The 12836-nt window shown below is 71.7% G+C and carries 15 protein-coding genes; 8 read left to right on the top strand and 7 right to left on the bottom strand.

What is annotated here, in order from left to right:
• Window positions 1-79: 79 nt before the first annotated feature.
• Window positions 80-1588 (bottom strand): leucyl aminopeptidase, encoded by a 1509-nt coding sequence (locus Q5425_RS29130; RefSeq protein ID WP_308675530.1) that lies wholly within the window; start codon window positions 1586-1588, stop codon window positions 80-82.
• Window positions 1589-1698: 110 nt separating this feature from the next.
• Between Q5425_RS29130 and Q5425_RS29125 the strand changes: the two genes are divergently transcribed.
• Window positions 1699-2547 (top strand): hypothetical protein, encoded by an 849-nt coding sequence (locus tag Q5425_RS29125; RefSeq protein WP_308675529.1) that lies wholly within the window; start codon window positions 1699-1701, stop codon window positions 2545-2547.
• A 93-nt stretch (window positions 2548-2640) separates the two neighbouring features.
• On the top strand, window positions 2641-3279 hold the full coding sequence (locus Q5425_RS29120; protein ID WP_308675528.1) for a DUF402 domain-containing protein: 639 nt from the start codon (window positions 2641-2643) through the stop codon (window positions 3277-3279).
• Here the strand turns inward: Q5425_RS29120 and Q5425_RS29115 are convergent.
• On the bottom strand, window positions 3260-3559 hold the full coding sequence (locus tag Q5425_RS29115) for a hypothetical protein (RefSeq protein WP_308675527.1): 300 nt from the start codon (window positions 3557-3559) through the stop codon (window positions 3260-3262). The two genes, Q5425_RS29120 and Q5425_RS29115, sit on opposite strands and share 20 nt — an antisense overlap.
• Window positions 3560-3655: 96 nt before the next feature.
• On the opposite strand from Q5425_RS29115, the gene Q5425_RS29110 reads away from it, so the two are divergent.
• Window positions 3656-4759: a branched-chain amino acid aminotransferase gene (locus Q5425_RS29110; protein ID WP_308675526.1), complete on the top strand. Its 1104-nt coding sequence runs from the start codon at window positions 3656-3658 to the stop codon at window positions 4757-4759.
• Window positions 4760-4808: 49 nt separating this feature from the next.
• Here Q5425_RS29110 and cobT read toward each other — a convergent pair whose 3' ends face one another.
• On the bottom strand, window positions 4809-5885 hold the full coding sequence (gene cobT / locus Q5425_RS29105; RefSeq protein ID WP_308675525.1) for a nicotinate-nucleotide--dimethylbenzimidazole phosphoribosyltransferase: 1077 nt from the start codon (window positions 5883-5885) through the stop codon (window positions 4809-4811).
• 74 nt (window positions 5886-5959) lie between these two features.
• On the opposite strand from cobT, the gene Q5425_RS29100 reads away from it, so the two are divergent.
• On the top strand, window positions 5960-6637 hold the full coding sequence (locus Q5425_RS29100) for an IspD/TarI family cytidylyltransferase (protein WP_308675524.1): 678 nt from the start codon (window positions 5960-5962) through the stop codon (window positions 6635-6637).
• 12 nt (window positions 6638-6649) lie between these two features.
• Here the strand turns inward: Q5425_RS29100 and Q5425_RS29095 are convergent, their stop codons facing one another.
• On the bottom strand, window positions 6650-7099 hold the full coding sequence (locus Q5425_RS29095) for a hypothetical protein (protein WP_308675523.1): 450 nt from the start codon (window positions 7097-7099) through the stop codon (window positions 6650-6652).
• Between the two features lie 139 nt (window positions 7100-7238).
• Between Q5425_RS29095 and Q5425_RS29090 the strand changes: the two genes are divergently transcribed.
• Both Q5425_RS29090 and Q5425_RS29085 read left to right on the top strand, forming a co-directional pair.
• Window positions 7239-7988 carry a GntR family transcriptional regulator gene (locus tag Q5425_RS29090; protein WP_308675522.1) on the top strand — a complete coding sequence of 250 codons (750 nt, stop codon included), beginning with the start codon at window positions 7239-7241 and terminating at the stop codon, window positions 7986-7988.
• Complete coding sequence (locus tag Q5425_RS29085; protein WP_308675521.1) at window positions 7985-8827, top strand: phosphoribosylaminoimidazolesuccinocarboxamide synthase; 843 nt, start codon at window positions 7985-7987, stop codon at window positions 8825-8827. The genes Q5425_RS29090 and Q5425_RS29085 overlap by 4 nt, the downstream gene beginning before the upstream one ends.
• Before the next feature lie 217 nt (window positions 8828-9044).
• Here the strand turns inward: Q5425_RS29085 and Q5425_RS29080 are convergent, their stop codons facing one another.
• On the bottom strand, window positions 9045-10034 hold the full coding sequence (locus Q5425_RS29080) for an aldo/keto reductase family protein (protein ID WP_308675520.1): 990 nt from the start codon (window positions 10032-10034) through the stop codon (window positions 9045-9047).
• A 156-nt stretch (window positions 10035-10190) separates the two neighbouring features.
• Window positions 10191-10838: a DUF3043 domain-containing protein gene (locus tag Q5425_RS29075; protein ID WP_308675519.1), complete on the bottom strand. Its 648-nt coding sequence runs from the start codon at window positions 10836-10838 to the stop codon at window positions 10191-10193.
• A gap of 149 nt (window positions 10839-10987) precedes the next feature.
• On the opposite strand from Q5425_RS29075, the gene Q5425_RS29070 reads away from it, so the two are divergent.
• Window positions 10988-11365 carry an iron-sulfur cluster assembly accessory protein gene (locus tag Q5425_RS29070; protein WP_308675518.1) on the top strand — a complete coding sequence of 126 codons (378 nt, stop codon included), beginning with the start codon at window positions 10988-10990 and terminating at the stop codon, window positions 11363-11365.
• A gap of 77 nt (window positions 11366-11442) precedes the next feature.
• Here Q5425_RS29070 and Q5425_RS29065 read toward each other — a convergent pair whose 3' ends face one another.
• A complete protein-coding gene (locus Q5425_RS29065; RefSeq protein WP_308675517.1) occupies window positions 11443-11613 on the bottom strand; it encodes a hypothetical protein in 171 nt (56 codons plus the stop codon).
• Window positions 11614-11761: 148 nt separating this feature from the next.
• On the opposite strand from Q5425_RS29065, the gene Q5425_RS29060 reads away from it, so the two are divergent.
• A complete protein-coding gene (locus tag Q5425_RS29060; protein WP_308675516.1) occupies window positions 11762-12754 on the top strand; it encodes a carbohydrate kinase family protein in 993 nt (330 codons plus the stop codon).
• Window positions 12755-12836 lie beyond the last annotated feature (82 nt).

The following is a 12836-nucleotide window of genomic DNA, read 5'->3' as shown; positions in this document are numbered from 1 at the left end:
GATCACTCCGCCCACAGCGGTCGTGAGTGGTAAGGCGGGTTCTAACCCGCCTTACCACTCACGACCGGCTGCGGAAGGGTCAGCCGTTGGCGGCGATGTCCGCCAGCACCGCGGCGATCGACCGGACCGGGACGCCGGTGCCGCCCTTGCCGGTGTAGCCCCACGGCGAGCCGGTGTTGAACGACGGGCCCGCGATGTCGATGTGGACCCAGTCGAGGCCGTCGGCGACGAACTCGCGCAGGAAGATCCCCGCGGCCAGCATGCCGCCCCAGCGGTGGCCCGTCACGTTGGCCAGGTCGGCCAGCCGCGAGTCGAGGTCGGCGCGCAGCTCCTCCGGCAGCGGCATCGCCCAGCCGTTCTCGCCGGTGGCCTGCATGATCGCGGCGACACGGTCGCGGAAGCCCTCCGAGCCCATCACGCCGGCGGTGCGGTTGCCGAGCGCGACGACCTGGGCGCCGGTCAGCGTCGAGGTCTCGATCAGGTAGTCCGGGTTCTCCTCGGCCGCGCGGACCATGGCGTCCACGAGCACCAGCCTGCCCTCGGCGTCGGTGTTGAGGACCTCGACGGTCTTGCCGCCGTACATCGTCAGCACGTCACCCGGCCGGTACGACGTCCCCGACGGCAGGTTCTCCGCCAGCGGGATGTGCGCGACGACCTCCAGCGGGTACTTGAGCTTCGCCGCCAGCACCACCGACGCGAGCACGCCGGCCGCGCCGGACATGTCCGAGGTCATGTGGTCCATGTTCGCGGCGGGCTTGAGCGAGATGCCGCCCGAGTCGAACGTGATGCCCTTGCCGACCAGCGCGACCTTCTTGGCGGCCTTGGCCGGCTTGTACGCCAGGCGCAGCAGCCGCGGCGGGCGCGACGAGCCGCCGCCGACGCCGAGGATGCCGCCGAAGCCCTGGCGCTTCAGCGCCTTCTCGTCGAGGACCTCGAACTCCAGGCCGTTGTCCTCGGCCAGCTTCTTCGCGCGGTCGGCGAAGGAGGCCGGGAAGAGGTCGTTCGGCGGGGTGTTGATCAGGTCGCGGGCGACGATGACGGCCTCGGCGATGGCGCCGGCCGCCTTCAGCGTCGCCTTGTGCTCGCGGGCGGTGCCGGCAGTGCCAGTTCCCGGGGTCGCGAAGTCGGCCTTCGCGAGCGGGGCGTCGCCCTTCTCGGAGCGGTAGGCGGTGAAGACGTAGGAGCCGAGAATGGTGCCCTCGACGGCGGCCTGCAGGTCGAGCTCGGACAGCGTGACGAACGCGCGGTCGGTGCCGGCCAGCGCGCGGCCGGCGGCGCCCGCGGCGCGGCGGACCTGCTCGGGGGTGACGGCGTCGCCCTGCTTGCCCAGGCCGACGGCGAGCACGACCCCGGCGGGGAGCTTGCCCAGCGTCGGGACCTTGACGACCTCTTCGGCCTTGCCGCTCGCACCGAGCGTGGCCAGCAGGCCGGCGAGCCGTCCGTCGAAGGCGGCGTCCACGGCGGCGGCGCCGGGAGCGAGCACCGGACCGTCCTCGCCGGCCAGGGTGCCGACGACGACCACGTCGGCGCGCGTCTTGGCCAGTGCCTCCCCGGTGTTGTCGGACAGGGCGAGCTTGGGCACGGTCACTTCTGGCTCCTCGCGCGTTCTCGGTCGTACCGGGCACCGGCCCGGTCGGGATCGTGAGCCATGCTAATGACGACGGAACCACGGGTGAACAGAGGTACGGGAGGGGCCGCGTGCGGCTGGGTGGTGGGCTGCTGGTGGCGCTGGCGGCCGGGGCGGCGGGCGCGGGCTGGTGGCTGCTCGCCGGGCTGGTGCTCGCGGCGATCGCCGCGGGCGTGGCGGCGCGGGTGCCGGAACCGGGGGAAACCCTGGTCGGCCGGGTCGCGGTGGCCGTCGCGCGGCTGTCCGAAGTGGCCGTCTACGCGATCGCGTTCGGTGCTTACGTCTTCCCCGCGCACCGCGAAGCCTCCGCCGCGGCGTTCGTCGTGGTGGTCGCCGGCGCGGGGTTCGCCGGGCCGAAGATCCCGACGATCGTCGTACGGGTCGCGGGTGGGCTGCTGCTGGCGGCGGGACTCGTGCTGGTCGCGGTGTGCGTCGCGGTGGCGCCGGTGGCGACCGCCGGTGGCGGCCTGCAGCCCCCGGACTTCGCGGGCGTGCTCGTCGCCGCCGTGGTGGCGTTCCCCTTCCTGCGGCCCGCCGGGCGGGAGAAAGCGGGCCTGCGCGTGCTGCTGCTCGGCACGCTCGCCGTGCTGACCGCATTTGCGGCGCTCTACCAGCTCGGCGCGGTGCGGCTCGGGCTGTCGCTCACCTCGCTGCGCGACCTGCTGTCCGCCGCGGACGCGGACGCGCTGCAGCCGCTGCTCACGGTCGTCGCCGTGCTCGCGACCGTCGTGCCCGCGCTCGCCGCGGGGACCGAGGTCCGGGCTCGCGCCGGGGTGCCGGGACTGGCCGGGCTCGCCGTCGCCGCGGCGGCCGCGTACTTCCTGCCGGTGCTGCCCGTGCTCGTCGTCGCGGGCTTGGCCGCGGTGTTCGAGCTGCTACTGGGCGTACGCGCACGCAGGTACAGTGCCGATCTGAACTAATCCGACCACAGCCACGGCCGAATGACCTCGTAGCAATGGTTACGTGCCGCGCTGGGGCGGCCTACTTTTGGCCGGATTAGTACAGTGAGGCGCGTGAGTGATCGACGCTGGCGGCCGGGGGAGACCGTGGTCGAACGGTTCCACCGCCCCGACGGCTCGATCGGCCAGGTCCACCCGCTGCGCGTCCTCGAAGACGACGGCCGCGTCCTGCTCGCCTGGCTGCCGGCGGGCACGCCGATCATCGGCAGCAGGCTCGCCGACGGCCGCCTGATGCACGACGCTCCGCTGGACCAGCGGTTCCGCATCCCGCGGGTGGCGGTTCCGGACTCCTGGCACGGCACGTCGACGCTCCGCCGGATCCCCGAAGACGAGTGGTCTTCGGTCTGGTGGTTCTTCGACCTCGAAGGCCGGTTCAAGAACTGGTACGTCAACCTGGAGATCCCGCTGGGCCGCACGCCGGGCGCGGTCGACCGGATCGACGGCGTGCTCGACGTCGTCGTCGAGCGCGACGGCAGCTGGCGCTGGGACGACGAGGACGAGGCCGAGGCCGCGATCGAGGTCGGCCGCCTGACGCTCGAGCAGTTCGACCGGCTGCGCGCGGAAGGCGAGCGGATCGGCGCGCTGGCCGAACGCGGCGCCTACCCGTTCGACGGGACCGACACCGACTTCCGCCCGGACGAGGGCTGGCCGGCACCGGCGCTGCCGGCTTCGCTCAGCCCGCGGTCAGGATAAGGATCAGCGCCAGCACGGCGTTGACGACCGCGAGGATGACCACCGACTTCGTCGGGAGCACCTTCGGGAACGCCTTGCCGTGGATCTTCCGCCACCACACGACGCCGAAGACGCCGCCGACGAGGCCGAGGAAGCCGCCGAAGCCGCTGTTCAGCACGGCCCAGCCGACCATGCCGAGCAGGCCGACGCCGAAGGTCAGCAGCACCGCGGCGACGAACGTCTTGACGTCGGCGCCGGTGGTCTTGGGCCGGGGGACCGGCTCAGTGGAGTGGTAGGTCACAGAGGCATCCTAGAGGGGGCGCGCCGCGGGCGCGGCGAACCCGGAACAGATGGACATCCGACTAACGCGCGTCCGAGCAAGCGGTATCGTCTAGCCATGACGACCACGACACAGTTCGCCCATATCCCGCACCCGAGTCCTGCGAGCGCGGACCGTGTCGCGGAGGTACTGGAGAAGCCCGGGTTCGGGCTGTACTTCACCGATCACATGGTCACCGTCAAGTGGTCGAAGGCCGAGGGCTGGCACGACGCCCAGGTCGGTCCCTACGCCCCGTTCACGCTCGACCCGGCGACGTCGGTGCTGCACTACGGCCAGGCCATCTTCGAGGGACTGAAGGCCTACCGCCAGCCGGACGGCTCGATCGCGTCGTTCCGCCCGGACGCCAACGCCGCCCGGTTCCGCCAGTCGGCCGAGCGGCTCGCCATGCCGCAGCTGCCCGACGAGGTCTTCATCGACTCGCTGCGGGAACTCGTCGCCGCCGACGGCCGGTGGGTGCCCACCCGGCCGGGTGATTCGCTGTACCTGCGGCCGTTCATGATCTCGACGTCCACCGGCCTCGGCGTCAACAGCCCGGCCGCCGACTACGTGTACACGGTCATCGCGTCCCCGGCCGGGTCGTACTTCTCCGGCGGGGTCAAGCCGGTCAGCGTCTGGCTGTCCACCGAGTACGTCCGGGCGGCCCCCGGCGGCACCGGCGCGGCCAAGTGCGCCGGCAACTACGCGGCGTCGTTCGTGGCGCAGGCGCAGGCTGTCGAAAAGGGCTGCGACCAGGTGGTGTGGCTCGACGCGGTCGAGCGGCGCTGGGTCGAGGAGATGGGCGGGATGAACCTGTTCTTCGTCTTCGGCTCGGGCGAGAACGCCCGGGTGGTGACCCCGGAGCTGACGGGTTCGCTGCTGCCCGGCGTCACCCGCAAGTCGCTGCTGCAGCTCGCTTCGCGGCTGGGGTACAAGATCGAAGAGCGCCGCATCTCCACCGACGAGTGGGAGAAGGCGTCGGCGTCCGGCGAGCTGACCGAGACGTTCGCCTGCGGCACCGCGGCGGTCATCACCCCGGTCGGCCACGTGAAGCACGCGGGTGGCGAGTTCACGATCGCCGACGGGCAGCCGGGCACGCTGACGATGAAGCTGCGCGAAGAGCTGACGGGGATCCAGGAGGGCACCCGCCCCGACCCGGACGGGTGGATGGTCGCGCTCGGCTGAACCGCTTCGGCCAAGGGCCCGCGCACCGGAGTGCGCGGGCCTTTCGCCGTCAGGAAGCGGGAGCGGTGATCAGCGGGCCGGAGACGCCGGCCTGGTCGTGGGTGGCCGTCTCGGCGAGGACGCGGGCGGCCATCATCAGCAGCGGCAGGGCGGTCACGGCGCCGGTGCCTTCGCCGAGCCGGACGTCCAGTTCCAGCAGCGGCCCCAGGTCCAGGTGCTCCAACGCCAGCGCGTGCGCCGGCTCGGCCGTCCGCTGGCCCGCCACCCACCAGCGGCGCGCGCCCGGGGCGAGGTCCTCGGCGACGAGCGCCGCGGCGCAGGCGACCAGCCCGTCCAGGACGACCGGCGTCCGCCGGACCGCGGCCTGGGCGAGGAACCCGGCCATCGCGGCGATGTCCGCGCCGGCCGTGGTGCGCAGCAGGTCGACCGGGTCCGCCAGCACCGCGCGGGCCCGGCGCAGGGCGTCGCGCACGGCGGTGGCCTTGCGCATCCAGGCGTCGTCGTCGATGCCGGAGCCGCGGCCGACGACCGCCACCGGCTCGCTGCCGGTCAGCGCCGCCACCAGCACCGACGCCGGCGTGCTGTTGCCGATCCCGAGGTCGCCGGGGATGAGCAGGTCGGCACCGCCGTCGACCTCGGCGTCGGCGATCGCGATCCCGGCGCGGACGGCGGCCTTGGCCTCGTCGGCGCTCAGCGCGTCCTCGACGTCGATGGAGCCCGAGCCGCGGCGGACCTTGAACTCGCCGATCGAGCGCGTCGCGGGCGCCTCGGTGTCGACGGCCAGGTCGACCACCCGCACGCTCGCGCCCGCCGCGGCGGCCAGCACGTTGATCACGGCGCCGCCGGTGAGCATGGTGCCCAGCAGCTGCGCGGTGACCTCGGCGGGATAGGCGGAGACACCCTTCGCGGCAATGCCGTGGTCCCCGGCGAAGACGATCACCCGCGGCCGCGTGAACGGCCGCGGCGGCGACTGCCCCTGGCAAGCGGCGATCCAGACGCCCAGCTCTTCGAGCCGCCCGAGCGACCCGGCGGGCTTGACCAGCTTGTCGTGCAGCGCGATGGCCGCGGACCGGGCGTGGTCGTCGGGCGGGGTGATCTCGGGGAACTCGATGTTTTCCGGCTCCACACCAGGCCCTTCCTCTTCCACGGCAACGCTGTGGCCAACCTACCGGGAAGGGCCGCCCGGTAGTCTCGCGGCTCGTGGAGACGACGGCGGCCGCGGTGGTGCTGGCCAGTGGCGCGGGCACCCGCGTCGGCGCCAAGCTGAACAAGGTCTACCTGCCACTGGCCGGACGGCGGGTGGTGGCGTGGTCGCTCGACGCCTTCCGCAAGGTGCCCGGCATCGGCGTGCTCGTGCTGGTCATCCGGCCGCAGGACCGGGAACTCGCCGACGAGGTGGCCGGAGACGGCATCGAAATCGTGCACGGCGGCGACACGCGCCAGGCGTCCGAGCTCAACGCGCTGCGGCACCTGGCCCCGCGAATCACCGGCGGCCGGGTCGACGCCGTGCTGCTGCACGACGCGGCCCGGCCGCTGGTCCACCCCGAACTGGTCGGTGCGGTGCTGGCCCGGACACGCGAGGACGGGGGGGCTGTGCCGGGCCTGGCCGCGGACGACGTCGTCGAGGTGGAAGCCGGGCACCTGGTCGCCCAGGTGCCCGGCGCGATCCGCGTCCAGACGCCTCAGGGCTTCCGGGCCGGACCGCTGCTCGAGGCCTACGAGAAGGCCGAGCGCGAAGGCTTCGTGGGTACGGACACTTCCTCGTGCATGGAGCGGTTCTCCTCCCTGCCGATCCGGTGGGTCCCGGGGGCTCCCGAGAACCTCAAGATCACTTATCCCCACGACCTCGTCGTCGCGGAGCGGCTGCTCGCCCGCTGAGCCCGGCCACGGCTAGGCGCAGGCGGGCGGGCCGCCGCCGTCATCCCCTTCCCGGGTCATTCCCGTCGGCCGGATGGTGACGTCCTGCCGCAGCTCGGGCGGGATCCGGCAATCCGGCTGTGGCCGGAGTGCCTGCAGCGGTGCGCCCGGGGTGCCGGGCTCCGCCAGGGTGAGCACCGCCCGCAGCGTCCAGACCGGGGTGGCGTGGTACTGCCAGGTGACGACCCGGGGGCTGAACACGTCCGTGCCCGGGAAGGTCGGCACCCGGTAGGCGCTGGCCCGGTGTTCGTCGCGGAGGATGATGACGTCGGCGCAGGTCGGCCACCGGTGGACGGCCGCGTAGAGCTCCGGCGCCTCGCGGCCGCCGAACAGGTGCAGCACCCATTTGCGGCGCCGGAGTTCCTCGAGGAGTTCCTCGAGGCCCTGGCCGCTGGAGCCGGCGTGCGGTGTGATCGGGGACACACTTTCGAGGGTAACTTGCGTACTAGTGCAGAGTCCAGTGCGTGTACTAGTACACCTGGGTGGTTCTGAACAGGGCTTTGTGGGAGACACCCCGGCGTGCTAGAACACTTGTGCGTGATGTCCGGCGTGAGGAGCCGCCTTGCCCACCCTCGACCGCCCTGAGCCGCCGTACCTGCAGATCGCGGGCCGGATCCGTGACGACATCCTGTCCGGCCGGTTGCAGGAGGGCGACGCAGTGCCGTCCGCCCGCGAGATAGCGCGTACCTGGACCGTCGCGATGGCGACCGCCACCAAGGTGCTGGCCACGCTCCGCTCGCAGGGGCTCGTGCGGCCCGTGCGCGGCGTCGGCACGGTCGTCGACCGCGGCGGCCTGCACCGCACGGCCCGCGACCGCACCGCCGCTTCGGCGCGGACGGGCCGGATCTACCCACCGGGCCACTACGCCGTGATCCGCTCGGCCGGCCTCGAGCCGGCGCCCGAGCGGCCCGCGGCCGCACTCGGCCTGGAGGAGGGCGCCCCGGCGATCCGGCGGCGGCGTACCACCTACGGCCCCGATTCGCGGCCGCTGTCGACGTCGACGTCGTGGCTCGACGGCACGCTGTCGGCGAAGGCGCCGGCGCTGCTGGTGCCGGAGCGGATCGTCGAGGGCACCGCGGCCCACGCGGCGGCCCGGCTCGGCACGAAGATCGCGACCACGCAGGAACGGCACGCGGCGGGCCGCGCGGGCGAGGAGGAGGCGGCCGAGCTGGGGCTGCCCGCCGGGTCGCCGGTGCTGCTCGGCCGGAGCACCTTCCTGGCGGCCGACGGGACGGTCGTCGAGTACGGTGAGTCCGCCGCCTTGCCCGACCACTGGGTTTTCTACGAGTACACGACTGAGGACGGCGAATGAAGCACATCCACGCGGGCAAGGTCCGTGACCTGTACGAACTCGACGGCGGGGACATCCTGCTGGTCGCGTCCGACCGCGTCTCGGTCTACGACGTCTCGCTGCCGACGCCGATCCCGGACAAGGGCAAGCTGCTCAACCAGCTGTCGGCGTGGTGGTTCGAGCGGATGGCCGACGTCGTCCCGAACCACGTCGTGTCGACCACCGACGTGCCGGAGCAGTTCGCCGGCCGGGCGATGCGCTGCAAGCCGCTGCGGATGGTCCAGGTCGAGTGCATCGCGCGCGGCTACCTGGCCGGCCTGGGCCTGCGCGAGTACCAGCGCGACGGGAAGATTTCGGGGGTCGCGCTGCCGCCGGGCCTGGTCGAGGGCGACAAGCTGCCGGAGCCGATCTTCACGCCGACGACGAAGATCTCCGACACCGGCCACGACGAGTTCATGACCTTCGACGAGGTCCTGAACGAGATCGGCGAGGACACCGCGAAGCGGCTTCGCGAGCTGACGCTGGAGATCTACACGAAGGGCGCCGAGCACGCGGCGAAGCAGGGCGTCATCATCGCCGACACGAAGCTGGAGTTCGGCTTCGACGCCGACGGCACGCTGACCCTGGGCGACGAGGTCCTGACGTCGGACTCGTCCCGGTTCTGGCCGGCCGACGCGTGGGAGCCGGGCCGTCCGCAGCACGCGTTCGACAAGCAGTTCGTGCGCGACTGGTCGCGGTCGACGGGCTGGGACCAGACCCCGCCCGGGCCGGAGATCCCGGCGGAGATCGTCGAACAGACGCGGCAGCGCTACACCGAGGTCTACGAGCGGATCACGGGGAAGACCTGGGTCCGTGGGTGAGTACGACCCGTACCGGCTGATCGACGACGTCGAAAGCCTGCTCGTCTCGCACGGCCTCGCGCCCTCGCGCGTGCCCGGGCGCGGAGGCGACCGGCTGGCGGGGGCCAGCCGCCTCCTGCGCGGGTTCGGCCTGGAGCCCCGGATGGCCCCCGAGGACGCGTTCGACCTCGGGGTGCCGTTCCAGGGCCGGATCAACCAGGCCGGAACACGCAAAGGACTAGGGGCTCTTGGTCAGGCTCGCGTCGCGCTCGACGACATCGCCGAGGACGTCGTCGATGGCCTTGAGCAGGTCGGCGTCGAGCTTCCGGCCGGCGGCCTCGACGTTCTCGTGCACCTGTTCCGGCCGCGAAGCCCCGATGATCGCCGAGGCGACGTTCGGGTTCTGCAGCACCCACGCGACGGCCAGCTGGGCGAGGCTGAGGTCCGCCTGCTTGGCGAGGGGTTCCAGCTCGGCGACGCGCTTGAGGACGTCTTCGTCGAGGAAGCGGGCGACCATGTCGGCGCCGCCCTTCTCGTCGGTGGCGCGCGAGCCTTCGGGGTAGGCCTGGCCCGGCTTGTACTTGCCGGTGAGCACGCCCTGCGCGATCGGCGACCAGACGATCTGGCTGAGGCCTTCCCGCTCGGAGGTGGGGATGACCTGGTCCTCGATGACGCGCCAGAGCATGTTGTACTGCGGCTGGTTCGACACGAGCGGGATGTTCAGCTCGCGGGCGAGGGCGGCGCCGCGGGAGATCTGCTCGGCGGTCCACTCGGAGACCCCGACGTAGAGCACCTTGCCCTGGCGCACGAGGTCGGCGAAGGCGACCATCGTCTCTTCGAGCGGGGTGTGCCGGTCGAACCGGTGCGCCTGGTAGAGGTCGACGTAGTCGGTGCCGAGCCGCTTGAGGCTCGCGTGCGCCGACTCCATGATGTGCTTGCGGGACAGGCCCTTGTCGTTGGGGCCCTTGGGACCGGTCGGCCAGAAGACCTTGGTGAAGATCTCCAGGCTTTCCCGCCGCTGCCCCTTCAGGCCGCGCCCGAGCACGGACTCGGCGGCGGTGTTGGCGTAGACGTCGGCGGTGTCGAAGGTGGTGATGCCGACGTCGAGTGCGGCCTGGATGCAGGCGCGGGCCTGGTCCTCCTCGACCTGGGAACCGTGGGTGAGCCAGTTCCCGTACGAGATCTCACTGACGTTGAGGCCGCTGCGGCCGAGACGACGAAACTCCATGCCACGAGCTTAGGCGGTAATCGTTTGCTTTGCTAACGATCCTGGAGTGACTCCAGCCTCGCCGGAGGTCGGCCGGCTCCCGCACAGCCCTCGCACAGCCCGCGGACAGCAAGAAGCCGGGTCGAGCACCGCTCGACCCGGCTTCTCGGAAACCGCTCAGTTCGGGATCGGATCGCCCGGCTTGAGCCGCGGCTTCGGCATCCGCAGCCGGCGGATCTGGGAGGCCCGCACGAACGCGTACCAGCCGATCGAGCGGCCGTTGACCGCCTCCTTCGGGAACTTCTCCCGGACCAGCTTCGCGATCTTGCGGCCGTTCACGAAGCCCTCGATCGCCATCACCAGCAGCATCGCCGTGCACAGCAGCGTGATGTACGACTGCACCTGCGGCAGCGGCACCAGCAGCGCCAGGAACACCACGATCGCCAGCGGCATGAACAGGCCGAGCAGGTTGCGCCGGCTGTCGACCAGGTCGCGGACGTACCGCTTGACCGGCCCGCGGTCGCGCGGGAGCAGGGCCTTGTCGTCGCCGCGCATCATCGCGTCGCGGCGGGCCTTGGCCGCCGCGCGGCGGTCTTCCTTGGTCTGCGGGTTCGACTTGCGCAGTTCCTTGTTGCGCTTCATCGCCTCACGCATGGTGGTGGGTGGCGGCGCCACCGGGCCTCGCCGCTTCGCCTCCGCTTCCCGGCGCTTCGGCGTAGCCTTGCCCTTACCGGGCGTGAACGCCTTGCCGGCGACGTCGACGGCTTCGCCCGTCTCCGGCTCTTCGGCGGCGGTGTCTGTGGTGCTTCGGCGCAGGAACCTCACCTCACCAGGGTATTGCAGGCGTCACGCCGCCGTTAACCAGGGCGATCCATGTGCGACCATGGTGGGGGAACAGATCGGACGCCCCGGGTGTTGGCCACGTCAGCACGAGGAGTATCCGCAGCGAGTTCGACTTAGTTAGAGGGAGTGCCATGACGACCGCTGAGCACGCCGGCGCGAAGCAGGCCGAGACCGCCGAGGAGACCCACGGCGTCACGTTGACCGACGCCGCGGCTTCCAAGGCGAAGGCCTTGCTCGAGCAGGAGGGCCGCGACGACATGCACCTGCGCATCGCCGTTCAGCCCGGTGGCTGCGCGGGCCTGCGCTACCAGCTGTTCTTCGACGAGCGCACGCTCGACGGCGATCTGTTCCGCGACTTCGACGGCCTCAAGGTCGCCGTGGACCGGATGAGCGCGCCGTACGTGTCGGAAGCCGTCATCGACTTCGTGGACACGATCGAGAAGCAGGGCTTCACGATCGACAACCCGAACGCCACCGGCTCCTGCGCCTGCGGCGATTCGTTCCACTGAGGTTCGCGCAACACGCGAGAAGGCCCCGCCACCCGAAGGGAGGTGGGGCCTTCTCCGTTGCTGCGGACTAGGCGGACTCAGACGTAGGCGTCGAGCTCGGCCACCTGGGCGTGGCACGCCTCGTCGACCTGCCACGGTTCGGCCGTGACGAGGGACGTCGGGAGGCTTTCGGCCTGGAGCGTCGCCGGGATGAGCGCACAGTCGGCGATCAGCTCGGACAGGGTCTCGGGTTCGGTGACGGCGTTCACGATTCGTTACGCTATTGATCCGCTCTCGACCGGAGAAGGAGTACCAGCCGGTAGTGTCGGCTGAGCGCGCGCGAACTACCCGGATGGGTCATGACCCGGGGGTAACTTCGCGCCTTTTGCCGTGAGGTCGAACACGAAGGAGCAGCCGGTGGCAGACAGGGCCAGGATCGCGGTGTCCGGCAGTATCGCGACCGACCACCTCATGCATTTCCCGGGCAGGTTCGCCGAGCAGCTGGTCGCGGAGCAGCTGCACCGCGTCTCGCTGAGCTTCCTCGCCGACGACCTCGTGGTCCGGCGCGGCGGCATCGGCGCGAACATCGCCTTCGGCCTCGGGGTGCTCGGCGTCCAGCCGGTCCTCGTGGGTGCCGTCGGCGCCGACTTCGCCGACTACCGCTCCTGGCTGGAACGGCACGGCGTGGACACCTCCGGCGTGCACGTGTCCGAGGTCGCGCACACCGCGCGGTTCGTCTGCACCACCGACGAGGACCTCTGCCAGATCGCGACGTTCTACGCCGGCGCGATGGCCGAGTCCCGCAACATCGAGCTGCAGCCGATCGCCGAGCGCGTCGGCGCGCTGGGCCTGGTGCTGATCAGCCCGGACGACCCGGAGGGCATGATCCGCCACGCCGCGGAGTGCCGGCAGCGCGGGTACGCCTTCGCCGTCGACCCGTCGCAGCAGCTGGCCCGGATGAGCGGTGAGCAGGCGCGCACGTTCGTCGCCGGCGCGAAGTACCTGTTCAGCAACGACTACGAGTGGGAGCTGCTGCTCCAGAAGACCGGCTGGACCGAGGCCGACGTCCTCGACCAGGTCGGCCTGCGGATCACGACGCTGGGCGAGAAGGGCGTCGAGATCGTCGGCAAGGACGGCATCGCCCTGCAGATCGGCGCGGTCCCCGAGCGCAGCAAGGCCGACCCGACCGGCGTCGGCGACGGCTTCCGCGCGGGCTTCCTGGCCGGCCTCGACGGCGGTCTCGGCGTCGAGCGCGCCGCCCAGCTCGGGTCGCTGATCGCGGTGCTGGTGCTGGAGACGATCGGCACGCAGGAGTGGACGTTCGACCGCGCCGAGGCGCTGGCCCGCATCGGCGACGCCTTCGGCCCGGACGCGGCGGACGAGATCGCGGCGGTCCTGCCCGTCGCCTGACGTCCGTGGTCGTGAGTGGTAAGGCGTCGCCGATGCGGGCCAGCGCCTCGGCGCGGTCGAACGTCCACTCCTGCGTGCCGAT

The sequence above is a fragment of the Amycolatopsis sp. A133 genome, assembly GCF_031082405.1.
Classification (GTDB): Bacteria; Actinomycetota; Actinomycetes; order Mycobacteriales; family Pseudonocardiaceae; genus Amycolatopsis.
The sequence above is the reverse complement of the archived record's forward strand: the minus strand, read 5'-3'. Positions and strand labels throughout refer to the sequence as shown.

Excerpts from the sequence above, each read along its gene's own strand:
- Q5425_RS29110 (WP_308675526.1), top strand. The coding sequence starts at position 3,656 with ATGACGACCACGACACAGTTCGCCCATATCCCGCACCCGAGTCCTGCG.
- Q5425_RS29085 (WP_308675521.1), top strand. The coding sequence starts at position 7,985 with ATGAAGCACATCCACGCGGGCAAGGTCCGTGACCTGTACGAACTCGAC.
- Q5425_RS29080 (WP_308675520.1), bottom strand. The coding sequence starts at position 10,034 with ATGGAGTTTCGTCGTCTCGGCCGCAGCGGCCTCAACGTCAGTGAGATC.
- Q5425_RS29070 (WP_308675518.1), top strand. The coding sequence starts at position 10,988 with ATGACGACCGCTGAGCACGCCGGCGCGAAGCAGGCCGAGACCGCCGAG.